The 25,063-nt window shown below is 62.6% G+C and carries 24 protein-coding genes; 2 read left to right on the top strand and 22 right to left on the bottom strand.

All coding sequences use genetic code 11. The annotated features are described in order from the left end of the window. Positions 1-62: 62 nt before the first annotated feature. The 17 genes from ACWPVA_RS19220 to ACWPVA_RS19140 form a co-directional block, all read right to left on the bottom strand. Positions 63-293 carry a formate dehydrogenase subunit delta gene (locus ACWPVA_RS19220; RefSeq protein WP_454289194.1) on the bottom strand — a complete coding sequence of 77 codons (231 nt, stop codon included), beginning with the start codon at positions 291-293 and terminating at the stop codon, positions 63-65. Further along, the gene (gene fdhD / locus ACWPVA_RS19215) at positions 283-1,101 is read right to left on the bottom strand and encodes a formate dehydrogenase accessory sulfurtransferase FdhD (RefSeq protein WP_454289193.1); all 819 of its coding nucleotides are present in this window, start codon (positions 1,099-1,101) and stop codon (positions 283-285) included. The genes ACWPVA_RS19220 and fdhD overlap by 11 nt, the downstream gene beginning before the upstream one ends. A 147-nt stretch (positions 1,102-1,248) precedes the next feature. Beyond that, positions 1,249-4,128 carry a formate dehydrogenase subunit alpha gene (fdhF, locus tag ACWPVA_RS19210; protein ID WP_454289192.1) on the bottom strand — a complete coding sequence of 960 codons (2,880 nt, stop codon included), beginning with the start codon at positions 4,126-4,128 and terminating at the stop codon, positions 1,249-1,251. A gap of 62 nt (positions 4,129-4,190) precedes the next feature. Then, positions 4,191-4,406: a DUF4287 domain-containing protein gene (locus tag ACWPVA_RS19205; RefSeq protein ID WP_454289191.1), complete on the bottom strand. Its 216-nt coding sequence runs from the start codon at positions 4,404-4,406 to the stop codon at positions 4,191-4,193. After that, positions 4,403-5,959, bottom strand: a complete 1,557-nt coding sequence (locus tag ACWPVA_RS19200; protein ID WP_454289190.1) for a formate dehydrogenase beta subunit — start codon at positions 5,957-5,959, stop codon at positions 4,403-4,405. The genes ACWPVA_RS19205 and ACWPVA_RS19200 overlap by 4 nt, the downstream gene beginning before the upstream one ends. Continuing rightward, on the bottom strand, positions 5,956-6,435 hold the full coding sequence (locus ACWPVA_RS19195; RefSeq protein WP_454289189.1) for a formate dehydrogenase subunit gamma: 480 nt from the start codon (positions 6,433-6,435) through the stop codon (positions 5,956-5,958). Before ACWPVA_RS19195 ends, ACWPVA_RS19200 begins: the two co-directional genes overlap by 4 nt. A gap of 189 nt (positions 6,436-6,624) precedes the next feature. Then, entirely contained in the window at positions 6,625-7,521 is an 897-nt protein-coding gene (locus tag ACWPVA_RS19190; RefSeq protein WP_454289188.1) for a LysR family transcriptional regulator, read from the bottom strand. A 116-nt stretch (positions 7,522-7,637) separates the two neighbouring features. Further along, positions 7,638-8,012 carry an ArsR/SmtB family transcription factor gene (locus ACWPVA_RS19185; protein ID WP_454289187.1) on the bottom strand — a complete coding sequence of 125 codons (375 nt, stop codon included), beginning with the start codon at positions 8,010-8,012 and terminating at the stop codon, positions 7,638-7,640. A gap of 157 nt (positions 8,013-8,169) precedes the next feature. Continuing rightward, complete coding sequence (locus ACWPVA_RS19180) at positions 8,170-9,105, bottom strand: L-lactate dehydrogenase (protein ID WP_454289186.1); 936 nt, start codon at positions 9,103-9,105, stop codon at positions 8,170-8,172. Positions 9,106-9,319: 214 nt separating this feature from the next. Further along, positions 9,320-9,727, bottom strand: a complete 408-nt coding sequence (locus tag ACWPVA_RS19175) for a F0F1 ATP synthase subunit epsilon (RefSeq protein WP_454289185.1) — start codon at positions 9,725-9,727, stop codon at positions 9,320-9,322. A gap of 62 nt (positions 9,728-9,789) precedes the next feature. Further along, positions 9,790-11,253, bottom strand: coding sequence for a F0F1 ATP synthase subunit beta (atpD, locus tag ACWPVA_RS19170; RefSeq protein ID WP_454289184.1), 1,464 nt, complete (start codon positions 11,251-11,253; stop codon positions 9,790-9,792). 24 nt (positions 11,254-11,277) lie between these two features. Continuing rightward, a complete protein-coding gene (locus ACWPVA_RS19165; protein ID WP_454289183.1) occupies positions 11,278-12,156 on the bottom strand; it encodes a F0F1 ATP synthase subunit gamma in 879 nt (292 codons plus the stop codon). A 29-nt stretch (positions 12,157-12,185) separates the two neighbouring features. Further along, on the bottom strand, positions 12,186-13,715 hold the full coding sequence (gene atpA, locus ACWPVA_RS19160) for a F0F1 ATP synthase subunit alpha (protein ID WP_454289182.1): 1,530 nt from the start codon (positions 13,713-13,715) through the stop codon (positions 12,186-12,188). Next, positions 13,715-14,281 (bottom strand): F0F1 ATP synthase subunit delta, encoded by a 567-nt coding sequence (locus ACWPVA_RS19155; RefSeq protein WP_454289647.1) that lies wholly within the window; start codon positions 14,279-14,281, stop codon positions 13,715-13,717. Before ACWPVA_RS19155 ends, atpA begins: the two co-directional genes overlap by 1 nt. Before the next feature lie 261 nt (positions 14,282-14,542). Beyond that, positions 14,543-14,926: an AGROH133_08824 family phage infection protein gene (locus tag ACWPVA_RS19150; RefSeq protein WP_454289181.1), complete on the bottom strand. Its 384-nt coding sequence runs from the start codon at positions 14,924-14,926 to the stop codon at positions 14,543-14,545. A gap of 124 nt (positions 14,927-15,050) precedes the next feature. Then, a complete protein-coding gene (locus ACWPVA_RS19145; RefSeq protein ID WP_454289180.1) occupies positions 15,051-17,255 on the bottom strand; it encodes a primosomal protein N' in 2,205 nt (734 codons plus the stop codon). Between the two features lie 90 nt (positions 17,256-17,345). Further along, positions 17,346-18,251 (bottom strand): GNAT family N-acetyltransferase, encoded by a 906-nt coding sequence (locus ACWPVA_RS19140; protein ID WP_454289179.1) that lies wholly within the window; start codon positions 18,249-18,251, stop codon positions 17,346-17,348. Positions 18,252-18,390: 139 nt separating this feature from the next. Between ACWPVA_RS19140 and ACWPVA_RS19135 the strand changes: the two genes are divergently transcribed. Next, complete coding sequence (locus ACWPVA_RS19135) at positions 18,391-19,326, top strand: tyrosine recombinase XerC (RefSeq protein ID WP_454289178.1); 936 nt, start codon at positions 18,391-18,393, stop codon at positions 19,324-19,326. A gap of 81 nt (positions 19,327-19,407) precedes the next feature. Next, the gene (locus ACWPVA_RS19130) at positions 19,408-20,499 is read left to right on the top strand and encodes a TraB/GumN family protein (RefSeq protein ID WP_454289177.1); all 1,092 of its coding nucleotides are present in this window, start codon (positions 19,408-19,410) and stop codon (positions 20,497-20,499) included. Positions 20,500-20,527: 28 nt separating this feature from the next. Here ACWPVA_RS19130 and ACWPVA_RS19125 read toward each other — a convergent pair whose 3' ends face one another. The 5 genes from ACWPVA_RS19125 to odhB all read right to left on the bottom strand — a co-directional run bounded on the left by ACWPVA_RS19125 (position 20,528) and on the right by odhB (position 25,061). Further along, positions 20,528-21,028, bottom strand: coding sequence for a cytochrome b (locus tag ACWPVA_RS19125; protein ID WP_454289176.1), 501 nt, complete (start codon positions 21,026-21,028; stop codon positions 20,528-20,530). Between the two features lie 113 nt (positions 21,029-21,141). Continuing rightward, entirely contained in the window at positions 21,142-22,548 is a 1,407-nt protein-coding gene (lpdA, locus tag ACWPVA_RS19120) for a dihydrolipoyl dehydrogenase (RefSeq protein ID WP_454289175.1), read from the bottom strand. Between the two features lie 35 nt (positions 22,549-22,583). Further along, on the bottom strand, positions 22,584-23,066 hold the full coding sequence (locus ACWPVA_RS19115; protein WP_454289174.1) for a hypothetical protein: 483 nt from the start codon (positions 23,064-23,066) through the stop codon (positions 22,584-22,586). 25 nt (positions 23,067-23,091) lie between these two features. Continuing rightward, entirely contained in the window at positions 23,092-23,727 is a 636-nt protein-coding gene (locus ACWPVA_RS19110; protein WP_454289173.1) for a LysE family transporter, read from the bottom strand. 95 nt (positions 23,728-23,822) lie between these two features. Further along, positions 23,823-25,061: a 2-oxoglutarate dehydrogenase complex dihydrolipoyllysine-residue succinyltransferase gene (gene odhB / locus ACWPVA_RS19105; protein WP_454289172.1), complete on the bottom strand. Its 1,239-nt coding sequence runs from the start codon at positions 25,059-25,061 to the stop codon at positions 23,823-23,825. Positions 25,062-25,063 lie beyond the last annotated feature (2 nt).

Here is a 25,063-nt window from a genome sequence, read left to right as displayed (position 1 = left end):
ACGTCCGGTCCTGCATAGCAGAGGCGTCGCAAAACGCCAAAGCCAACCGGAAGCCACCCAGATCAGGCTGCGACGGGACGCTTGATGACCCTCGATGCCTCCATGACCAGCGGCAAAAGGCCCTCGCCCCCCTTGTCGATGTGCTCGAACAGTTCGCGGCGCATGCGCGGCTCCCAGAATTTGTTGATGTGGTTCGCGACGCCTTCGACGCGCACCGCTTCCGGCTGCGACAGGAAGAAGGTGGCGATCTGGTTCGCCATGCGGACGAGCTTCTCAGTGGTGTCATGCGACATGGGCGTTCACTCCGGCAAGGATGCGCTCTGATCTGGTGAAAATTTCGAACTCGTCGCCCCGTGCAATGCCGACGAGCGTGATCCCGGCCTCCTCCGCCGTGCGGATCGCAAGGGCAGTCGGAGCCGAGACGGCGATCAGCATGGGGCATTTCAACGCCGCCGTCTTCTGTACCATCTCCACCGACAGGCGGCTGGTGACGACGACCGCGCCCTGACGGCCGGCAAAGCCGGCGCGGATCACGGCGCCCGAAAGCTTGTCCAGCGCATTGTGCCGCCCGACGTCCTCGCGCAGTGCGACAAGGCCCTGGCCTGGCATGAAGAACCCGGCGCCATGCACGGCGCGCGTTTCGCGGTTGAGCTTCTGCCCGTCGCCGAGCAGCTTCACCGCCTCGGCAATCTGCGCCGGCGTCAGGCTGAAATCGCCGGCCTCGACAGACGGAACCTGGCGCATCGCCTGCTCGATCGATTCGATACCGCACAGGCCGCAGCCGACCGGGCCGGCCATATGGCGACGGCGCGATGTCAGCGCCTCTGCCGTCGCGTCCGCCAGGATGATCTGTACGTCGATGCCGTCGCCGGCCTCAACCGTTTCGATCGAGACGATGTCGGCCGGTTCGGAAACAATGCCCTCCGACAGCGAGAATCCGAGCGCGAAGTCTTCGAGATCGGCAGGCGTCGCCATCATCACCGCATGGGTCGAGCCGCCATAGGAAAAGGCGATCGGCACTTCTTCCGGAACGACGCGGCTGCCCGTCGCCAGGATGCCGTGACGGTACTGCAGTTCGGGAATGGAGATTGAAGTCTTCATGCTGGGCGGGCCCCTCATCCGCCTGCCGGCACCTTCTCCCCGCCTGCGGGGAGAAGGAGACATGCCGCAACGTCTCCTCCCCCTCTCCCCGCGCGCGGGGAGAGGGTCGGGGTGAGGGGCATGAAGCCGCAAGCCTGGGCCATTTCCCTACTCCGCCGCTTCCAGCTTGCCGGCGATGCGGCGCGACTGGCGCGACAGGTCTTCATAGTCCTGCTGCCATTCGGACGGGCCGTTGGACGGCGCGACCTGCACGGCGGTCACCTTGTATTCCGGGCAATTGGTCGCCCAGTCAGAGAAGTCCGTGGTGATGACATTGGCCTGCGTCTCGGGATGGTGGAACGTGGTGTAGACGACGCCCGGCGAGACGCGCTCCGTGACCTGTGCCCGAAGTGTCGTTTCGCCGGCCCGGCTGGCAAGACGCACCCAGTCGCCTTCCTTGATGCCGCGCTGCTCGGCATCGTGCGGATGGATCTCGAGAAGATCCTCGGCGTGCCAGGCGACATTGTCAGTGCGGCGCGTCTGGGCGCCGACATTGTACTGCGAGAGGATGCGCCCGGTGGTCAAAAGCAGCGGGAAGCGCGGGCCGGTGCGCTCGTCAGTCGCCACATATTCCGTGCGGATGAACTTGCCCTTGCCGCGCACGAAGCCGTTGACGTGCATGATCGGCGACCCTTCGGGGAACTTCTCGTTGCACGGCCACTGTACCGAGCCCATCTTTTCCAGCAGGTCGTAGGACACGCTGGCGAAGCTCGGCGTGGTAACGGCGATCTCGTCCATGATCTCGGACGGATGGCTGTAGTTCCACGGCAAGCCCATGGCCTGGGCGAGCTTCTGGGTCACTTCCCAGTCGGCATAGCCGTTCTTCGGGCTCATCACCTTGCGCACGCGGTTGATGCGGCGTTCGGCATTGGTGAAGGTGCCGTCCTTTTCCAGGAAGGTCGAGCCCGGCAGGAAGACATGGGCATAGTTGGCCGTCTCGTTGAGGAACAGGTCGTGCACGACGACGCATTCCATGGCGGCAAGGCCGGCCGAGACATGTTTGGTATCGGGGTCGGACTGCAGGATGTCCTCGCCCTGGATATAGATGCCCTTGAACGAGCCGTCGACGGCGGCGTCGAGCATGTTCGGAATACGCAGGCCTGGTTCGCTGTCGAGCTTGACGCCCCAGAGCTTCTCGAACGTATCACGCGTCGCGTCGTCGGAGACGTGGCGATAGCCCGGCAGTTCGTGCGGGAAGGACCCCATGTCGCAGGAGCCCTGCACATTGTTCTGGCCGCGCAGCGGGTTCACGCCGACGCCCTTGCGGCCGATATTGCCGGTCGCCATGGCAAGGTTGGCGATCGCCATGACAGTCGTCGAGCCCTGGCTGTGCTCGGTGACGCCGAGGCCGTAATAGATCGCGCCATTGCCGCCTCGGGCATAGAGCCGGACCGCGCCGCGCACGAGATCGGCCGCAACGCCGGTGAACTTTTCCGTCTCTTCCGGCGAATGCTGCGGCTCGGCGACAAAGGCGGCCCAGTCCTCGAATTCGGACCAGTCGCAACGCTCGCGGATGAAGGCCTCGTCGAACAGGCCTTCCGTGACGATGACATGCGCGAGCGCCGTAATGACCGCGACATTGGTGCCGGGCTTGAGTGGCAGGTGGTAGTCTGCCTTGGCGTGGACCGAGGTAACCGTCTCGGTCTCGCGCGGGTCGAGCACGATCAGCTTGGCGCCCTGGCGGATGCGCTTCTTCATGCGCGAGGCGAAGACCGGATGCGCCGCCGAGGGATTGGCGCCGATCACCATGATCACGTCGGAATGCTCGACCGAATCGAAGTCCTGCGTGCCGGCCGAGGTGCCGAAGGCCTGGCCGAGACCGTAGCCGGTCGGCGAATGGCAGACGCGGGCGCAGGTATCGACATTGTTGTTGCCGAAGCCGGCGCGGATCAGCTTCTGCACCAGGAAGGTCTCTTCATTGGTGCAGCGCGACGAGGTGATGCCGCCGATCGAATCCTTGCCGTATTGGTATTGGAGCCGGCGGAATTCGGAGGCGACGTGGGCAAGCGCCTCCTCCCAGCCGACTTCACGCCAGGGGTCGGTGATCTTCTCGCGCACCATCGGATTGAGAATGCGATCCTGGTGGGAAGCATAGCCATAGGCGAACCGGCCCTTGACGCAGGAGTGGCCCCGATTGGCTTTGCCGTCCTTGTAGGGCACCATGCGCACCAGTTCCTCGCCGCGCATCTCAGCCTTGAATGAGCAGCCAACGCCGCAGTAGGCGCAGGTAGTCACCACCGAGTGTTCCGGCTGGCCGATGGCGATCACCGACTTTTCGGTGAGCGTCGCGGTTGGGCAGGCCTGCACGCAGGCGCCGCAGGAAACGCATTCGGATTCGAGAAAATGCTCATGCGCGCCGGGCGATACCCGGCTATCGAAACCACGGCCCTCGATCGTCAGCGCGAATGTGCCCTGCACCTCCTCGCAGGCGCGAACGCAGCGCGAGCAGACGATGCATTTCGACGGGTCATAGGTGAAATAGGGGTTGGACTCGTCCTTCGGCATCCACTTGGCGTTGATGTCGCCATCATTGCGCGCCTTGACGTGATTGTCGCCCTCGTAGCCATAGCGCACGTCGCGCAGGCCGACGGCACCCGCCATGTCCTGCAGTTCGCAGTCGCCATTGGCGGCACAGGTCAGACAGTCGAGCGGGTGGTCGGAGATGTAGAGTTCCATCACCCCCTTGCGGATCTGCTTCAGCCGTTCCGTCTGGGTGTGGACCACCATGCCCGGCGCGCAAGGCGTGGTGCAGGAGGCCGGCGTGCCGTTGCGGCCCTCGACCTCTACGAGACAGAGGCGGCAGGAGCCGAAGGCGTCCACCATGTCGGTGGCGCAGAGCTTCGGCACCTGGATGCCGGCCTCCATCGAAGCGCGCATCACGGACGTGCCGATCGCGACCGTGACCTGCCGGCCGTCGATGGTGAGCGTCACCGTCTCGGTGGATCGGGACGCGGGCGTACCGTAGTCGATTTCAGAAACGAGGGGCATTCGAACCTCCGGATAAATCGTTCCCGCCACGGCGCGAAGCCAGGCGGTCAGTTCAATTCTGCTTACGACTTACGCTCGACCAGTGTCGCGGCGACGAGCGCATTGGCATGACCATGGCCAAGACCATGGGTTTCCTTCAGGAACGCCACGATCTGCATGTGAGCCTTGCCTTCCTGGGCCCGGATGATCTCCTGCCAGTAGGAAATCGGCCGGCCATACGTCTTCTCGATGGACGGGAAATAGGAGGCCGGGCCCTTCACTTTTTCGCTCTCGCTCATTCCGCCGCCTCCACCATGGGTGCCGGGGCGAAATCCTCGGGGAAGTGATGGAGCGCGCTCATCACCGGATAGGGGGTGAAGCCGCCGAGCGCGCAGAGCGAGCCGAACTTCATCGTGTTGCACAGGTCGGTGAGCAGCGCCCTGTTCTTCTCCGGCTCGATGCCGCGCGCGATGCGGTCGACCGTCTCGACGCCGCGGGTCGAGCCGATCCGACACGGCGTGCACTTGCCGCAGCTTTCGATCGCGCAGAATTCCATGGCGAAGCGTGCCTGTTTCAGCATGTCGGCGGTATCATCGAACACGACTATGCCGGCATGGCCGATCAGCCCGTCCTTCGCGGCGAAGGCCTCGTAGTCGAAGACTGTGTTGAACAGGGACGGCGGAAAGTAAGCGCCGAGCGGTCCGCCGACCTGCACGGCCTTGACGGGCCGGCCGCTCGCGGTGCCGCCGCCGATGTCGTAGATGATCTCGCCGAGCGTCAGGCCGAAGGCGGTCTCATAGAGGCCGCCATGCTTGATATTGCCGGCAAGCTGGATCGGGATCGTGCCATGCGAACGACCGACGCCATAATCGCGATAGAAGGCGGCGCCACGGTCGAGGATGACCGGCACGGAGGCGAGCGAGATCACGTTGTTGACCACGGTCGGCCGGCCGAACAGGCCCTGGAGCGCCGGAAGCGGCGGCTTGGCCCGGACGATGCCGCGCTTGCCTTCGAGCGAGTTGAGCAGCGAGGTCTCCTCGCCGCAGACATAGGCGCCGGCGCCCATGCGCACCTCGATGTCGAAGGCATGCGCCGAACCCATGACCGACGGTCCGAGGATGCCAGCGCCGCGAGCGATGTCGATCGCCGCGCGCATGGACTTGATGGCATGCGGATATTCGGAACGGGTGTAGACATAACCCTTGATGGCGCCGGTGGCGATGCCGGCGATGATCATGCCCTCGATCAGCACGAAGGGATCACCCTCCATGATCATCCGGTCGGAGAAGGTGCCGCTGTCGCCCTCGTCGGCATTGCAGACGATGTATTTCCGATCGCCCGGTGCGTCAGCGACCGTCTTCCATTTGATGCCGGTCGGGAAGCCCGCACCACCACGCCCGCGCAGGCCGCTGTCGGTCACTGTCTTGACGATGTCGGCGGGGCCCATGGCCACGGCCTTTTCCAGACCCTTCAGCCCTTCGTAATGACGATAGTCTGCCAGCGAAAGCGGATCGGTTACGCCGCAGCGCGAGAAGGTCAGCCGGGTCTGGCGGGCGAGATAAGGAATCTCCTTGGTTAGGCCATGGCTGAGCGGATGCGTGCCGCCGGCCAGGAAATCCGCTTCGAACAAGCTGGGAACATCGGCGACTGAAACAGGACCGTATGCGATGCGGCCGCGGCCAGTGCGAACCTCGATGAGGGGCTCAAGCCACAAGAGACCGCGGGAGCCGTTTCGCACGATCGTCACGTCGAGGCCACGAAGCTTGGCTTCCCGCTCGATCGCCACCGCCACCTTGTCTGCACCGACGGCAATCGCGGCGGCATCCTGAGGAACATAGATCGTCACGCTCATCGCCGCGCCTCCCCCACCAGTTCCTCGAGACCCTGCTCATCGAGCCGGCCGTGGAGTTCGCCATCGAGCATGGCAGCGGGCGCGCAGGCACAGAGCCCGAGGCAGTAGACCGGCTCCAGCGTCACGGCGCCGTCCGGCGTCGTCCCGTGAAAATCGATGCCGAGCAGTTCGCGCACCCGGTCGGCCAAGGCCTCGCCGCCGCGCGACTGGCAGGCCTCGGCGCGACAGAGCTTCAGCACATGGCGGCCGGCGGGATGGGCGCGGAAATCATGATAGAAGCTGACGACGCCGTGCACTTCGGCGCGCGACAGGTTCAGTGCCTCAGCAAGCACCGGCTTCACCTCGTCCGGCACATAGCCAAAGCTTTCCTGGATGGAGTGCAGGATCGGCAGCAGGGGGCCTTCGAGCCCGCTGAACTCGGCGACGATGGCATGCGTGCGCGAAACAAAGTCATCCGTAGATGATCGTATATTCATTATCAGCCCTCCCAAACCGACACGAATTCGCCAACAGGCTGATGCGCGGAAAGCGAATGTCCAGTCGGTCCTCAATTTTACTGCGCCGATTAAGTCCGCTTTCCCGTCGAACTCATTGACATCACGTGAGAATGACCTTCGGCAGGGGGTGTGGTCAATAAAGCTGTCCCGTTCAACGATAGAAAGTTTCTATTGAAACGCCTGAAGATCGGCGAGCCGGCGCGCCTCGTGAAGAAGCGCAGAGACCAGCGGGGTGAAGGGCTCGCGGTATTGTGCGACCAGTCCGACCGAGTGTTCGGCCTCCGGCTCGATGATCGGGATCATCCGGATTTCAGCGGAAAAACCGAAAGAATTGGCCACGTTACGGGGCATGATCGAGGCCCAGCGGCCGGTTCGGATGTGGGAAAACAGCACAATCATAGAATTGGATTCGAGGGTCGGCTTTGCGGAAACGCCGGCGTCGGCCATGTGCTGGTTGATGATACGGCGGTTCTGCATGTCCGCAGTCAATAGACAAAGCCGAAGGTCGGCGATCTCCCGCCATGTCACCTGATCACGATCGCTGAGCGGCGTTCCCGCCGCGGCAATCAAGTGATAGCGCTCCGCATAGAGCGGCACCGAGGTGACGCGGCCGAGCGGCTCGTTGTCGAGATAGGTGATGCCGGCATCGATCTCGAGGTTTTCCAGCAGACTTAGCACCTGCAGCGAGGTGCGCGAACTGACCGAGAATGTCACGTCCGGATGCTTCTCCTGGAATGGCCCTGTGATACGCGGGACCATGGACAAGGCTGTGGGAATGACGGCGATCCGGATATGGCCGGCAAGGCCCCGTCGCGCTGCCCGCATTTCCTCGCGCATGGTGCGCGTGTCGCCGACGATGCGTCGCGCCCATTCGAGTACGCGCTGGCCTTCTGGCGTCAGCCCCTGGTAGCGCGAGCCACGATTCACGAGCATCACGCCCAGTTGGTCCTCCAGCGCTCGAATCCCAGCCGAGAGCGTCGGCTGGGTTATCCCGCATTCCTCCGCCGCTCGGCCGAAATGCTGGGCGCGTGCCAGCGCAATGAAGAATTCAAGCTTGTCGATCATGGGCACTCCTCAGACCCGAGACTAGGCCTTGAGCGTCGCAAGCGCAAACTGGCGTCGGGCGCCGCCCGCGAACATTCCGGCCTCGCCGATGGAAGGGCGCGGGGGCGCTGAGTGTCTCACTCCCCGGAAGAGGGATCGCCGGAAATGATGCGCGTCGCGTTCGGCCCGCAATACATTTCATAAAGCACCGACACCAGACTCGTCAGCGAAGGATCCGAAATTCTGTAGAAAATCAGCCGGCCGTCGCGTCGCGTCGTGACGATGTCCTCGAGGCGCAGGCGCGCCAGTTGCTGCGAGACGACCGCTTGCTGCAGCCCGAGGATTGCTTCGATCTCGCCGACCGTCTTTTCCCCTTGGCTCAGGATGCACAGAATGAGCAGGCGGGTCTCATGCGACAGGGCCTTGAGAAGCATACTGGCGGCACGGGCCTTCGACATGAAGCCTTCCAGTTGCTCTCTTTGCATTCCGGCCTTGATCGGCGGCACATCCATGAAACCATCCGGACATCACGACACATCGTCGAGAAGCGTCTATTGCAACGCAATTGCGGCAAAACTGCCAATAACGCGACAGGCGCCATAGCGAAAGCGATTTCTTTGCGCAGGCCGCGCGTCGCCGCCGTCCATGCAAGGGTGAAGGGCAATCACGCTAATTAAGGTTCACGGACTCGATCCGCTCCTTGAGCAAGGAGGCGCTGCGGTTGAGTGCAGCGTATTCCTCGGCATCCAGTTCGGGAAAGAGATCGGCGACAACACCTGCAGCTCCGATGATCCGCGGTACGGACAGCGCCACGTCGCGGACATCAGCCACATGTGGCGTAACGATCGACACCGACAATACATCGCATTGATCTTGAGCGATTGCCTTGACGATGCGGGCCAAACCCGCGCCAATGCCGTAGTATGTCGAGCCCTTGCCGCTGATGATCTTGTAGGCGGCGTTGCGCACGCCGCTATCGATTGCATGGCGTACATCGTCGGTGAGCGGTTTGCCGACCTGATCGGCGAAAGAGCGAAGCGCGACCGAGCCGGCACGGGCGTTCGACCAGGCGAGCACTTCGCTGTCGCCGTGTTCGCCGAGAACATAAGCGTGGACCGACTGCGGCGCGATGCCGAGGTGGCCGCCGAGCAGGCTGCGAAAGCGGGCAGTGTCGAGGATGGTGCCCGAACCTATCACCCGCTGCGGCGGCAAGCCCGAGAGGTGCGTGGCGATCTGGGTCATGATGTCAACGGGATTGGACGCGATCAAAAGGATCGCGTCGGGCGCGGCACGTAGAACCTCGCTCACCACATCGCGGAAGACACCGGCATTGCGCTCCAACAGCTCTAGGCGGCTCTCGCCGGGCTTCTGGCTCACACCAGCCGCGATGATCACCACACGGGCTCCGGTCAGTGACCCGTAGTCGCCGGCAACCACCTTGGTGGCCGACACAAAGGGCACGGCATGCGATATGTCCTCGGCTTGAGCGACCGCCAGCGCTGCATTCTTGTCGACCAGCACGATGTCGCTGGCAATCCCCATCATGGCAAGCGCGTAACCGGCCGAACTGCCAACCATACCTGCACCGACGATACCAACCTTCATGGACATGCCTCCGCTTGCGTCGCCGCCAACTAGAGAGCGTAAGCGTTTCAATTATGTGGCAGTGCGTCAAGCGGTCTTCGACCGAACCTACAAAGCCCGAGAGGAGGCCCGAGCACCCCAGCGCCATCGGCCGTAGCAGCACTTCCGGGACGGCCTCCTGTCGGGCATAAAAAAGCGGCCCCGAAGGCCGCTTCTGGTCTGGGTTGGCGCCGACTTAGGCCGGGACCAATACGCCATTCAGATGGGTGAGTTCGGCAAGGTACTGCTCGAGACGAGTCTTGTGCTCGTGACCTTCGACGGCGTTGAGTTCGGCGCGGGCAGCCTCGATACGCCTGGTCAGGGTCTCGCGGTTGAGCTCGCTCAGCGCCACCGCCGATTCGGCCAACAGGGTGCAGCCGGAAGGTACGATATCGGCAAAACCGCCGAACACGACATACTTGGTCACCTGGCCGGACGCCAGCTTGACCGAAACCACGCCCGGCTTGATCGTCGTCATCGTCGGCGCATGATGGGCCATGACTGTCATTTCGCCATCAGTTGCCGGAATGACAACTTCACTCACCTTTTCGGAAAGCAACAGGCGCTCGGGCGAAACGAGTTCAAAATTGAAATTGTCGGCCATGGGTGTTCACTTCTTCGATAGAGGCGGGAACGGCGCGCGCCAAGCGCGCGCCAAGTCCGTAATCAGGCAGCTTCCGCAGCCAGCTTCTTTGCCTTTTCGACGGCTTCTTCCATCGAGCCGACCATGTAGAAGGCGGCTTCCGGCAGATGATCGTACTCGCCGTTGACCAGACCCTTGAAGCCCTTGATCGTATCTTCAAGCGCGACGAGCTTGCCCGGCGAACCGGTGAAGACTTCAGCAACGAAGAACGGCTGGGACAGGAAGCGCTCGATCTTGCGGGCGCGGGCAACCGCGATGCGGTCGTCTTCCGACAGTTCGTCCATGCCGAGAATGGCGATGATGTCCTGGAGAGCCTTGTAGCGCTGCAGGGTCGACTGAACCTTACGAGCCACTTCGTAATGCTCTTCGCCAACGACCATCGGGTCGAGCATGCGCGACGTGGAGTCGAGCGGGTCAACCGCCGGATAGATGCCCTTTTCGGCGATCGAACGCGACAGAACGGTCGTTGCGTCCAGGTGGGCGAACGAGGTGGCCGGTGCCGGGTCGGTCAAGTCGTCGGCGGGAACGTAAATGGCCTGAACCGAGGTGATCGAACCCTTGGTCGTGGTGGTGATGCGTTCCTGCATCTGGCCCATGTCGGTGGCCAGCGTCGGCTGATAGCCAACGGCCGACGGGATACGGCCGAGAAGTGCGGACACTTCCGAACCGGCCTGTGTGAAGCGGAAGATGTTGTCGACGAAGAACAGAACGTCCTGACCCTTGTCGCGGAAGTCTTCGGCGATCGTCAGTCCGGTCAGCGCGACGCGAGCGCGGGCACCCGGCGGTTCGTTCATCTGGCCGTAGACAAGCGCTGCCTTGGAGCCTTCGCCGCCGCCATGCTTGTTAACGCCCGACTCGATCATTTCGTGATAGAGGTCGTTGCCTTCGCGGGTACGCTCGCCGACACCGGCGAATACCGAGTAACCGCCGTGCGCCTTGGCGACGTTGTTGATCAGTTCCATGATGAGAACCGTCTTGCCGACGCCGGCGCCGCCGAACAGGCCGATCTTGCCGCCCTTGGCGTAAGGCGCGAGGAGATCGACGACCTTGATGCCGGTGACAAGGATCTGCGCTTCCGTCGACTGCTCGACGTAGGTTGGCGCTTCCTGGTGAATGGCGCGCTTGCCGGCGGTGACCAGCGGGCCGGCTTCATCGACGGGCTCGCCGATAACGTTCATGATACGACCGAGCGTCTCGGGGCCGACCGGAACGGTGATCGGGGCGCCAGTGTCAGAAACCGGCTGTCCACGAACCAGACCTTCGGTCGAGTCCATGGCGATCGTGCGAACCCGGCTTTCACCAAGGTGCTGGGCGACTTCAAGAACGAGGCGGTTGCCGCCGTTCATGGTTTCCAGCGCGTTCAGGATCGCAGGCAGCTCGCCGTCGAACGCAACGTCAACAACAGCGCCGATGACCTGGGTAACCCGACCTGCCGAGCCGGTTGCGGCCTTCGCCGCGGTAGATTTCGGGGTAGCTGCCTTAGCCATGTTTCTTACCCTCTTTCCTTAACCTCAGAGCGCTTCCGCGCCCGAAATGATTTCAATGAGTTCCTTGGTGATCTGGGCCTGGCGCTGACGGTTGTACGAGAGCGTAAGCTTGTTGATCATCTCACCAGCATTACGCGTCGCATTGTCCATCGCGCTCATCTTGGCGCCCATTTCACCGGCGACGTTTTCGAGCAGGGCCCGGAAGATCTGCACCGAGATATTGCGCGGAATGAGATCGCTGAGGATCGCACCGGCATCGGGCTCATATTCGTAGACGGCACTTGCACCGGTTGCGGCAACCACCTCCGGAGCAGCAGCAGGTATCAACTGCTGCGCGGTCGGCACCTGGCTGATCACGGACTTGAATTCCGAATAGAACAGCGTGGCAACGTCGAATTCGCCCTTGTCGAACAACGAAATGACCTTGCGGCCGATCGCGTCGGCATTTTCGAAACTCACGCGCTTGACCTCGCGAAGGTCGGTCCGCTCGACGATGTTCGGGCCGAATTCGCGACGCAGGCTGTCGAAGCCCTTCTTGCCGACGCAGAAGATCTTGACGGTCTTGCCGGCGGCGAGAAGCTTGCGCGCATGATCACGGGCAAAGCGAGCGATCTGCGAATTGAAACCGCCGCAAAGGCCGCGCTCGGCTGTGCAGACGATGAGCAGATGCACATCGTCCCTGCCTGTCCCGCTCATTAGCCGCGGTGCGCTGTCATCGCTGCTTACCGCCTGGGCGATATTGGCGAGGACTGCCCCCATACGCTGCGAATAGGGACGTGCGGCCTCGGCCGCCTCCTGCGCACGACGCAGCTTCGCCGCGGCGACCATTTTCATCGCCTTGGTGATTTTCTGCGTCGCCTTGACGGAGGCGATCCGGTTTTTCAGATCCTTAAGTGAAGGCATCCGTTATCCGTCCTTGGCTTGAGCCCCGATTACACGAAAGACTTGGCGAACGTTTCCAGAGCAGCCTTGAGCTTGCCCTTTGTGTCGTCGCTGATGGCTTTCTCCGTGCGGATGGCGTCGAGAATGGCCTTGCCTTCCGAGCGAAGGTAAGAAAGCAGGCCCTGTTCGAACTTGCCGATCTGGTTGACGGCGATCTTGTCGAGGTAGCCGTTGACCCCGGCGAAGATCACGGCGACCTGCTCTTCGGTCTTCAGCGGCGAGAACTGCGGCTGCTTCAGAAGTTCGGTCAGACGGGCACCGCGGTTCAGCAGTCGCTGGGTTGCAGCATCAAGATCGGAACCGAACTGGGCGAAGGCCGCCATTTCGCGGTACTGCGCGAGTTCACCCTTGATCGAGCCGGCAACCTGCTTCATCGCCTTGACCTGTGCGGCCGAACCGACGCGCGAAACCGACAGACCGACGTTAACGGCCGGTCGGATACCCTGATAGAACAGGTCGGTTTCGAGGAAGATCTGGCCGTCGGTGATCGAGATGACGTTGGTCGGAATGAAGGCCGAAACATCGTTACCCTGGGTTTCGATGACCGGCAGAGCCGTCAACGAGCCGGCACCACGTTCGTCGGAGAGCTTTGCAGCGCGCTCGAGCAGACGCGAGTGCAGGTAGAAAACGTCGCCCGGATAGGCTTCGCGGCCCGGAGGGCGACGCAGCAGAAGCGACATCTGACGATAGGCGACAGCCTGCTTGGACAGGTCGTCATAGCCGATCAGAGCGTGCATGCCATTGTCACGGAAATACTCGCCCATGGCGCAGCCTGCGAACGGAGCGAGATACTGCATCGGCGCAGCGTCGGAGGCGGTTGCGGCAACGATGATCGAATACTTCAGGGCGCCACGCTCTTCGAGGACCTTGGCAAACTGAGCAACCGTCGAACGCTTCTGGCCGATTGCGACGTAGACGCAATACAGCTTTTCCGAGTCCGGACCATTGTCGTGAATGGCCTTCTGGTTGAGGATCGTGTCGAGGATGATGGCGGTCTTGCCGGTCTGGCGGTCGCCGATAACGAGCTCGCGCTGGCCTCGGCCGACCGGGATCAGGGCGTCGATGGCCTTGAGACCGGTCGACATTGGCTCATGAACCGACTTGCGCGGAATGATGCCCGGAGCCTTGATGTCGACGCGCGAACGGCGGGTCGCATTGATCGGGCCCTTGCCGTCGATCGGATTGCCGAGCGCATCGACGACGCGGCCGAGCAGTTCCGGACCAACCGGGACATCAACGATGGCGCCGGTCCGCTTGACGATGTCACCTTCCTTGATGTCACGGTCCGAACCGAAAATAACGACACCGACATTGTCGGCTTCGAGGTTCAGCGCCATGCCACGGATGCCGCCCGGGAACTCGACCATTTCGCCGGCCTGAACATTGTCCAGACCGTAGACGCGCGCGATGCCGTCACCGACGGAAAGCACCTGGCCGACTTCGGAGACTTCCGCCTCCTTGCCGAAGTTTTTGATTTGATCTTTCAGAATTGCGGAAATTTCCGCGGCGCGGATATCCATCAGCCAACCTCTTTCAGTGCAAGCTTAAGGGTGGAAAGTTTGGTGCGAAGAGACGTGTCGATCTGGCGCGAGCCGACCTTCACGATCAGACCACCGAGAATAGACGGGTCGATCGAAACAGCGATTGTTACGTCCTTGCCGGTGACGCCCTTCAGCGCCGCCTTCAAATCTCTTTCCTGTTCGGAAGTAAGTGCGTGAGCGGAAATGACCTCAGCGGTGACTTCACCACGATGACGAGCAGCGATCTGCCGGAAGGAGGCAATCATGCCTGCGACGGCGAAGAGGCGCCGATTTCCGGCTACGACCTTTAGGAAGTTGGGCACGAGTCCGCCGAGACCGGCCTTCTCGCAAAGGGCGACAACCGCCTTGGCCTGGTCCTCCGCAGAAAAGACCGGAGAAGCAACCAAACGCTTCAGGTCTTCACTCGAGTCGATCATGGCCTGGAAACGATTGAGATCAGCGCTCACCGCATCGATCGAGCCAGCCTCGAGGGCGAGTTCGAAGAGCGACGACGCATAGCGCTCCGCCACGCCTGAAATGACTTGGGATGTGTCTGCCACGGGCAAAATATTCCCTGATTTTGACCCAGGATTTTCGCAACCCCTGAACGGGATAAACATCTTCCTGAAATCGTTAGGTTTTTCCTGAAAAACACAACGGTCTCCCGCCAGTGCATTTCGAATTTCGCGGTCCGTCTAGCATAGGTACTGTGGACTCGCAACACGCGTAATAACGGAATAAGCCTTAAGGACAAGGCCTTGGCTGCAATTTTCTCCGAATCCGCGCCAAATTGGTCAGAGCATGCGCCAACACCATCATCTTTCTCTTCAGACGAGTCCGAAGACATAGGAAAGCGGCAGCGCTGCAAGCACGATTTCCACTACCAGAAGTAGAATATTGCGGATCGTATTTCCCCGATCGGACAGGATCGACAGGATCTGCCCGAATCCGGCGAGAGCCATGGCTGCGCCGAAGGCGAGATAGAGCGTCGGCTGCGCCAGCATGAGGGCAGTGGCCGAAAAGCCGACCATCAAGCCACCTGCGGAACGCACCGCGCCGTAACCCTCCGGTCGTAAGTCATGGGGTTCCAGCGCAAAGAACTTGAGGGTTATACCTGGTGCAAACATCACCAGCGCACCTATCAGTGCGGCAAATGATGCCGCCCCGAATGCGAGCTGTTCGCCGAACTCCGTCGGAAAATAGAATTCCATCCTTGATCCCCGTCTGAAAGCAAATCGAACGTGGCGCTTATCGCACAAACCGGCACGGTGAGATATCGGCAGGTCGGGATTTTCCGCAGCTTTCGGCCGCTGTCAGCGGACGCTGCGTAAGGCGCTAAAGGAAGCTCTGTGGATCGACATCGGCCTGGACCTGGATCGACCGGCGCTCCTTCGGCCCATTGGCAAGCATCGCACGAACGAAGCCCTGCATATCGCTGGTGCGCCGGCCGTGAACGAGAAGCCGGAAGCGATGTCGGCCGCGGATCAGGGCCAAGGGGGCTTCCGCCGGGCCGAGGATAGCAATGTCGCGTTCGACCGGAGCCGACTGGCGCAATTGCCGCGCATGGGTTTCCGCCTCGGCGCGGCTGTCGGCGGAGACGATGATCGAGACCAGCCGTCCGAAGGGCGGAAGAGCCGCCCGTTCGCGCTCAGTGATCTCGCGTTCGTAGAAGGCCGATGCATCGCCGGAGACCAGCGCCTGCATCACCGGATGCATCGGCTGGAAGGTCTGCAACAGGCCATGGCTCTTGCGCCCCGTGCGGCCGGCGCGGCCGGTCACCTGCGAGAGAAGCTGGAAGGTCCGCTCCGCCGCGCGCGGATCGCCATTGGCAAGGCCTATATCCGCGTCGACGATGCCGACCAGCGTCATCAGCGGGAAATTGTGCCCCTTGGCGACGAGTTGCGTGCCGATGACGATATCGGCTTCGCCATTGGCGATCGCTTCGAGCTCCAGCCGCAGGCGCTTGACTCCGCCGAGGTCGGAGGAGAGCACCAGCGTGCGCGCATCGGGAAAATGCTTCTCGACCTCCTCGGCAATGCGCTCGACGCCGGGCCCACAGGCGACGAGATGATCGAGCGTGCCGCATTCCGGACAGGCCTGCGGCGTCGGTTCGGAATAGCCGCACTGGTGGCACTGGATCTGGCCACGGAAGCGGTGTTCCACCAGCCAGCTCGAGCATTGCGGGCACTGGAACCGGTGGCCGCAGACGCGGCACAGGGTAAGCGGCGCATATCCACGCCGGTTGAGGAACAGCAGCGCCTGTTCCTTGCGCTCGACCGTCCTGCCGACCGCCCTGAGCAGCAGCGGCGAAAGAAAGCCGCCCCGCTCTGGCGGATGGCGGCGCATGTCGATCAGATGCAGGTCGGGCAACGCCGCATCGGCAAAGCGCGTCGGCAGGTGGATGCGCCGGTAGCGGCCGGCCTGGCAATTGACCTGACTTTCGACGGAAGGTGTCGCGGAGACCAGCACGACCGGGAAGCCGGCGATCCGCGCCCGGACCACTGCCATGTCGCGGGCATTGTAAAAGACGCGATCCTCTTGCTTGAAGGCCGGGTCATGCTCTTCGTCGACGATGATCAGCCCCAGATCCTCGAACGGCAGGAAGAGCGCCGAGCGCGCGCCGGCGACGACGCGAACATCGCCGGTCGCGGCCTGTCTCCAGACCTTCTCACGGGTGCGGGTCGCCAGATCCGAATGCCATTCGCCGGGCTTGGCGCCGAAGCGATCCTGAAAACGTTCGAGGAAATTGGCGGTGAGCGCGATTTCTGGCAACAGGATCAGCACCTGCCGTCCCTGCCGCAGCGTTTCGGCGATGGCCTCGAAATAGACCTCCGTCTTGCCCGAGCCCGTCACGCCGTCGATCAGCGCCACGGAGAAGCCACCCTTTCGGATCCCATCGAGAATCTCGTCAGCCGCTTGCTTCTGCGGCCCGGCGAGACGATGCTCGGCGAAATCGGGATCGGGTCTGGCAACCAGCGGCGGCGGCGGCAGGAAGACCGTTTCGAACACGCCTTGGGCGGCAAGCCCGTCAATCACGCTGGTCGACACGCCGGTCGCATGGGCAAGGCCACTCTTCGTCCAGGAAAGCCCGTCGCCGGCAAGTTCGAGTACCTTGCGGCGGGCCGGCGTGATTCTTTCCGGCTCCATGCCGGAGAAGCGGAACCCCTCGACCATCGGCTCGGGATCAAAGGCCGCCGGTGCGCGCAGCGCCATGCGTACCACATAGCCCGGCGGCGAAAGCGTATAGGCCGCGACCCAGTCGAGGAAGGTCCGCATGGGCTTGTCGAGCGGCGGACAGTCGAACACCTTGGTGATCGATCGAAGCTTCTTTGGATCGACTTTGCCGGCCTCCGGGCCATCCCAGACGACGCCGATCACCTGGCGCGGCCCGAGCGGCACCTGAACGATCGAACCAGGATCCACCGCCATGCCATCGGGCACCGCATAACTATAGGCAACCGGCGCCGGCATGGGCACCAGAACGGGCACGACACGGGAAGGTGGCGGCGGGCCGAACAGTCCGGGCGAATCGTCTTTCATGGGACGTCATACTTGCCCGCGCTTGCAGCGAAAGAAAACCGAAAAGGGGCAACCGAAGGGTAAGCAATGACGTGCGGCAAGCGCGAAGCCTCAGCCGCCCATGCGGAACTGCGCGTTTCCATCGGCGGCGAGTGCGTGGACGGTGTGCCGCTCCAGGGCGGCCGTCACCTCGACCTGCTCGCCGCTGAGGTGTTCCGGCTCGATCAACTGCCCCACCGTGAAGTCGAAACGATCGCCCTTCTTGTTGAGAAGTTCGTGGAAGACCGTCATGTCGCGAAGCTCGGTCGACCATTTGGCGAACCAGTAAAAAAGGCCGGAATTGCGGGCTGACATGTGCACCGGCAGGATCGGCAGATTATATTTGCGGGCGAGCCCTACGGCCGATGTCTTCCAGGGCCTCTCGTTCAGCCGACCGTTCCCCCAATAGGCGATGCGCCCGGACGGGAAGAGAACAGTGGCCTTCTGCTCCTGTATTGCGCGGTTGGTGAGTTGCAGTGTCTCGCGCGCCTTGAGCTTGGTCTTGTGTTCCTCCCGCCATTCCACAGGGATGATGATCTCGGCGAAACGCGGGTTAACGCGGATCGCGTCTCGGTTGGCGAAGAACATCATGTCGGGTCGGGTGTTCTTCAAAAGGTCGAACACCGCCACGCCGTCGGCAATGCCGGTCGGATGATTGCTGACCATGATGAATCCTCCCTTGCCCGGGATGCGTTCGCCATGCCTGACATTGATGTCGAGCTGGAGGATGCTGCTCAGGTAATCAAAGGCCTGGAAGCCTGGCATATTGGCTATGTCATTGGCGAATTCGACCGCCTTCGCATAGCGCAAGAGTGTGTAGAGGAAGGGTCGCATGACCGGCCAGAGCGGATTGTGAACAATCTTCTCGCCGCGCTCGGCGATCAGCGCGTCGACAATATGACCGGGCTTCCCGTGGGAAACCAGCGCCAAAGCCTCGGCGAAATGCCCGAAGCCTGTCATCGAATCACGGCGCGTCATCTTGGACTCCGACTATTTCGATCAATTGCTATTGCAGTCCAATGTGATCGAAGAATGACAGACAGAACCGACGTTAGCCATTCCCTAACGCTAGGGGTGCATGTTGGCGGAGCATTCAAGATATGTAAAGGAAGCGGGCGTGGACGAACTGTTGATCCTCGCAGCCGACGATCTGATGGCCGAGCGCGGCGCCTGGCTGGCCAGCCTCGGCGGGGAGCGACGTCTTTCCGAAAACACGCTGGAGGCCTATGAACGCGACACCCGGCAATTCCTGCGCTTTCTCACCACTCATGTTGGTGGCCCTGCGACGATCAAGGACGTCGCGGCCCTTCGCCCGGCAGACCTGCGCGCCTTCCTCGCTTTCCGCCGCAAGCAGGGTGATGGCGCCCGCTCGCTCGGCCGCCATCTGGCGGGGCTACGCTCGCTCCTCAGGCACCTTGAGCGTAAGGGTTTGGTCAATGCCGCCGGCGCCGGCGCCATTCGGTCTCCTAAACAGCCGAAATCACTGCCGAAACCCTTGTCCGGCGAGCAGGCGCTGACCGTCGTCAGCCAGGAAGCCCAGATGAATGAGGAGCCGTGGATCGCCGCGCGCGACGCCGCCGTGCTGACCCTCCTCTACGGCTGCGGGCTGCGCATCTCCGAGGCGCTCGATCTCACCCCTTCGGCCTTCGCCGGCAATCCGACCTCTCTGCGCATCACCGGCAAGGGCGCCAAGACGCGGCTGGTCCCGCTGCTGCCGGTCGTCGGCGAGGCGGTGGCGACCTATGTCAAACTCTGCCCATATCATCTGGAGGGCGGTGAACCCCTGTTTCGCGGGGCGCGGGGCGGAAAGCTGCAGCCGGCGATCATCCAGCGCGAGATGCAGCGCCTGCGCTCGGCCCTCGGCCTGCCGGATTCGGCAACGCCCCACGCGCTGCGCCACTCCTTTGCCACCCATCTTCTCGGCAGCGGCGGCGACCTGCGCACCATCCAGGAACTGCTCGGTCATGCGAGCCTCTCGACGACGCAGGTCTATACCGGCGTGGATGCCGCACGGCTGCTCGACGTCTACGAACGGGCCCATCCCCGCGCCTGAGCATGGCGCCATTAACCACACGCGTTAAGGGAAAGTGAGGGGACGGGCCGCTAGATTGCCGCGATTGAAACGGACAGTCCCATGATCGCGCACCCCTTCGACCGGCTTCGCCAGCGAAACCCCTTTTCCTTTGCCGGCGATGTCGCCCTCTGGCTGATCGCCGCACTGCATGTCGCTCTGCTGGTTGTCACCGCATTCGTGCTGTTCTCGGTCTCTTCGGCGAAAGCGGCGGAACCGCCGGCCTGCACGGGCGAAGACCTGTTGCCGGCCCTGCAGAAGACCGATCCGGCCACCTACGACAAGATCGTCGCCGAAGCGGCAAAGACGCCGAACGGCAAGGGCATTTTCTGGAAGATCGAGAAGGCCGGCCTTAGCCCGTCCTATCTGCTCGGCACCATGCACGTGACCGACCCGCGCGTCCTGGCCATGCCCAAGGGAGCGAGCGAAGCGGTTGCCGGCGCTTCGACCATCGTCATCGAATCCGACGAGATCCTCGACGAGAAGAAGGCCGCAGCGGCGATGCTGATGCATCCCGAACTAACCATGTTCATGGACGGCACGACGATAAGCGACCATCTGTCCACCGAAGATGCCGCAAAGCTTGAGAAGGGTCTCAAGACCCGCGGACTGGCACTTGCTGCCGTTGCCCGAATGAAACCGTGGATTCTTTCGAGCTTTGTCGCGCTTCCCGCCTGCGAGATCGCCCGCAAGGCGGCAGGCGCCTCCTTCCTCGACAAGCACATCGCCGAAGATGCGATCAAGGCGGGTAAGAAGGTTGCGGGCCTTGAGACGCTGGCCGAGCAATTGCATGCCATGGCTGAGCTCCCTGTGGAATTTCATCTGCAAGCGCTGATCGAGACGCTGGAACTCGGCAGCAAGATGGACGATGTCATCGAGACGATGACCCTCCTCTATCTGTCGGGCGACACAGGCATGACAATGCCGATGCTCGAAGCGGTGGCGCCGAGCGCGCCTGGCAAGCACGAGAGCGCCTATGCCGCCTTCGAAAAACGGATCGTGACCGACCGCAACAAGATCATGGCGGAACGCGCCATGCTCCTGCTGGCCGAAGGCAATGTCTTCATGGCGGTGGGTGCGCTGCATTTGCCGGGAAAAGAAGGGCTTGTGGAACTGCTGCGCAATCAAGGCTTCACGGTCGGCGCCGTCGAGTGACAGCAGCGCCGACCGCGTCGCTGCATTCTCAACCCTTGGTCATGCGCCGGGCGACAGGCGTCTTCCAGACGAACTGGTGGACGAGAACCGCGCCCACATGCACGACGATCAGGATCCACATCAGCAGCTTCATCGGACCCGCATGCGGACCGCCGGCAGCCTCGACACCGCCGTAATACGCCAGCGCACCGCTGATCGGCATGGCGAAGAATAGCAGGTAGAAGGCGCCGTGGGCGACCTTGGCGGCAAGCCTTCCGAGCGGCGGCTCCTCGGCGGGCGCCTCCGGCGCGCCATGGGTGAGGCGCAGAATCACCCGGATAACCGCAAGACAGAGCACGGCGATGCCCACATAGGCATGGATATTAGCCGAGGCGATCATGTCGGGGGTGGGAGTTTGCCCCTCTTCGACGGCCTCGGAAAGCTCTTCCATGGCTTCGGCAAAGAGCAGGTTGAACAGGATGAGACCGGCCATCAGCCAGTGAATGAGACGTTGCGGAATAGAATAGGTCAAAACGGGGGAGGACGCCATTTTCTTGCCTTTTGTCAATCGGTTAGGGGCATTTGCGTCCAGATGATAAAGGCCGCGTCCTGCATGGCAAGACGCGGCCCTCATAATGGAGAAGATTTAATCTCCGGCGCTGATCACATATGGATCGGCTTGAAGAACGTGGCGAGTGCCGCCTCCTTGACGGCTTCCGACATGGTCGGATGTGCATGGCAGGTACGGCCGAGGTCTTCCGACGAACCGCCGAACTCCATCAGGACTGCGGCCTCGTGGATCATCTCGCCGGCGCCGAAGCCGACGATGTGGACGCCGAGGACGCGGTCGGTGTCCTTGTCGGCCAGAACCTTGACGAAACCGTCAGTCGCCTGCATGGCGCGGGCTCGGCCATTGGCGGTGAACGGGAACTTACCGGCCTTGTAGGAAACGCCCGCGGCCTTCAACTCTTCTTCCGTCTTGCCGACGGAGGCCACTTCCGGCTGGGTGTAGACGACGCCCGGAATGACGTCATAGTTCACATGGCCGTGCTGGCCGGCGAGGATCTCGGCAAGCGCCACGCCTTCGTCTTCCGCCTTGTGGGCGAGCATCGGCCCCTTGACGACGTCACCAATGGCGTAGATGCCGGCGACATTGGTGCGGTAGTGGCCGTCGATCTCGACTCGGCCGCGCCCGTCCAGCGCGACGCCGGCTTCGGCGAGACCCAGGCCCTCGGTATAGGGCTTGCGGCCGGTGGCGATCAGCACAACATCGGCGTCGATCGTCTGGGCTTCACCACCCTTGACCGGTTCGAAGGTGACCTTCGCACCCTTGTCGGCCTTCTGGACGCCGGTGACCTTGGCGCCGAGGTTGAATTCCATGCCCTGCTTGACGAGCATACGCTGGAACTGCTTCGAGACATCGCCGTCCATGCCGCCGAGGATGGTGTCGAGATATTCGACGACGGTGACCTTGGCGCCGAGGCGCATCCAGACCGAGCCGAGCTCGAGGCCGATGACACCACCGCCGACAACAACCATCGTGCCCGGAACCTTGTCGAGCGCGATGCCGCCGGTGGAAGACACAATGACCTTTTCGTCGATCTCGACGCCGACACCGGGAATGCCGGCGACGTCGGAGCCGGTGGCGATGACGATGTTCTTGGTCTCGAGGATCTGCTCCTCGCCCTTGTCATTGGTAACGGAAACCTTGCCGGCGGAAACGACCTTGCCGGTGCCCTGGAAGCCCTCGATCTTGTTCTTCTTGAACAGGAAGGAGACGCCCTCGACGTTCGCCTTCACGGTCGCGTCCTTGTGCGCCATCATCTTTTCGAGGTTGAGCTTGGGCGCGGCAATCTCGACGCCGAGCGTATCCATGCCATGGGCGGCGTGATGAAACATTTCCGAGGCGTGCAAAAGCGCCTTGGACGGGATGCAGCCAATGTTGAGGCAGGTGCCGCCATAGGTGGCGCGCTTCTCGACCACGGCCACCTTGAGGCCGAGTTGGGCTGCCTTGATCGCGCAGACATAACCGCCCGGGCCACTACCGATTACAACCACATCATAAGCCATCGTATCGTTCCTTCGACTGTTCCAGTACCGCCGCCTCAGGCCTTGGGCGAACATTGTTTGAATGTGAAGACATCCCAGGGCATGGCCGTCATGGCACTGCCGAAGGAGGATGCCGCGATCGCCGGGCCGAAGCCCGGCAGAAGCAGTGTGTCCGGCGCATCGGCGCCTTCCGGCGGCAGAAGGTCGACATGCCCGGTCGCCTTGTCGGCCGCATAGATGATGCCCGTCCAGACGGTGCAGGCCGCGATGTCCGCGCCGGTTACGTCCCCCTCGGGGCAATTGTTGAGAGCCATTGCCACTGGCCGTTCGATGTCCGCATCGTAGAGTACGTGAGCGTCGACCGTCATCTTCCCCGCCGAATTCACCAGCGAGAAGCGGTGGCTGACCGGCGTCGCCTCGCCGCCGGAGGGCAGGAAGCGGACCTCCGTCTTTGCTTCCGCCTCGACATAGACGGCGCGTTCAATGGGGCAGTCGACGGCAATCGCGGGGCCAGCCGCGGCGATCAGGCTCACTGCCATCAGTCGCAACCGCCCAGCGCTCATCTCAGTTGGCCCTCGCCGCCGCGAGTTTCAAACCGAAGGCGATGAACACCAGGCCCGATGCCCGGTTGATCCATTTGCTCATGCGGGAAAAGACCGCGCGCATCCGCGGCGTGGTCATGAAGAAGGACACGCCGACGAACCAAGCGATGAGGCAAGCCGCCATGACCAGGCCATAGCCGAACTTCATCATGCCGGGCGTCGAGGCGCTGACCAGCGCGGAGAAGATCGACAGGAAAAACAAGACCGGCTTCGGATTGAGCGCATTGGCGAGGAAGCCGAGGCCGAAGGCCCGAAAGGCGCCCTGGCGGGGCGCAGCCGCTTCACCAGCTACGGGATCGAGATCCGTCTTGCCCGCCCGCAGCGCCATGACGCCCATGTAGATGAGATAGGCCGCGCCCACCCACTTGATGATGCCGAACAACAGCAGTGACTGCGAGATGATGATACCGAGACCGAGGATGGTGTAGCTCACATGGAACATCAGCGACGTGCCGATACCGACGCTGGTCAGGATCGCCGCGCGCCGCCCGTGCACCATCGCCTGACGCATGACCATGGCCGTATCGGCTCCCGGCGCGACGATCGCGAAGGAGAAGACAGCCATCAGCGAGGCGAGTTCCAGGAGATAGGCGTGCATCTTCGTTTTCCTTCCGACCTCAGCGCGACCCTTGGTTCGCCACTATGCCGGATTGAACGGGAGGCTGCCAGTGGCAGCCTCCCTGAGGATCATTCTTAGAGGTCAAGAACCAGACGCTCCGGGTCTTCCAGGCTTTCCTTGACGCGCACCAGGAAGGTGACGGCTTCCTTGCCATCGACAATGCGGTGGTCGTAGGAGAGCGCGAGATACATCATCGGGCGGATGACGACCTGGCCACCGATGGCGACCGGGCGCTCCTGGATCTTGTGCATGCCGAGAATACCGGACTGTGGCGCATTCAGGATCGGCGACGACATTAGCGAACCGTAGACGCCACCGTTGGAGATGGTGAAGGTGCCGCCCTGCATATCCGCCATGGAGAGCGCGCCGTCACGGGCGAGCTTGCCGAGGCGGCCGATGTCCTTCTCGATGTCGGCGATCGACATCTGGTCGGCATCGCGCACGATCGGCACCACCAGGCCCTTGTCGGTGCCGACGGCGACGCCGATGTGACAGTAGTTCTTGTAGATGATGTCGGTGCCGTCGATCTCGGCGTTGACGGCCGGGAGTTCCTTCAGCGCATGGGTCACCGCCTTGGTGAAGAAGCCCATGAAGCCGAGCTTCACGCCATGCTTCTTCTCGAAGATGTCCTTGTACTTGTTGCGCAGGCTCATCACCGCCGACATGTCCACCTCGTTGTAGGTGGTCAGCATGGCCGCCGTGTTCTGGGCATCCTTGAGGCGCTTGGCGATCGTCTGGCGCAGGCGGGTCATCTTGACGCGCTCCTCGCGGACCACGTCGTCGGTGGCCGACGGTGCGCGCGGAGCGGCAGCCGGCGCCGGGGCGGCGGTGGTCGTGACACCCTTGGCGACTGCGGCGATCACATCACCTTTAAGAACCTGGCCACGCTTGCCGGAACCATCAACCTGATCGGCGGAGAGCTTGTTTTCAGCCAGCATCTTGGCGGCAGCCGGAGCGGCCGGCATTCCACCTGCGGCCGGGGCCGGGGCCGGTGCAGACACTGCCGGCGCTGCGGGAGCAGCTGCGGCCGCCGGAGCAGCGGCCTTGACCGGTTCCGCCGATACGGCGCCTGCAGCACCTTCGGCAATCTGGCCGAGCAAGGCCCCGAGGCCGACGGTTTCACCGTTGGCGGCAACGATTTCACTGAGCACGCCCGATGCCGGTGCCGGAACCTCGACGGTTACCTTGTCGGTTTCCAGTTCGACGATTGGCTCATCGGCCTTGACGACATCGCCAACCTTCTTGAACCAGGTGCCGACGGTGGCTTCGCTGACGGATTTACCCAGGGTGGGTACGCGGATTTCTGTGGCCATGA

The sequence above is a fragment of the Rhizobium arsenicireducens genome (assembly GCF_964021225.1).
Note: the sequence above shows the minus strand (reverse complement) of the source record. Positions and strands in the feature narration are given on the sequence as shown.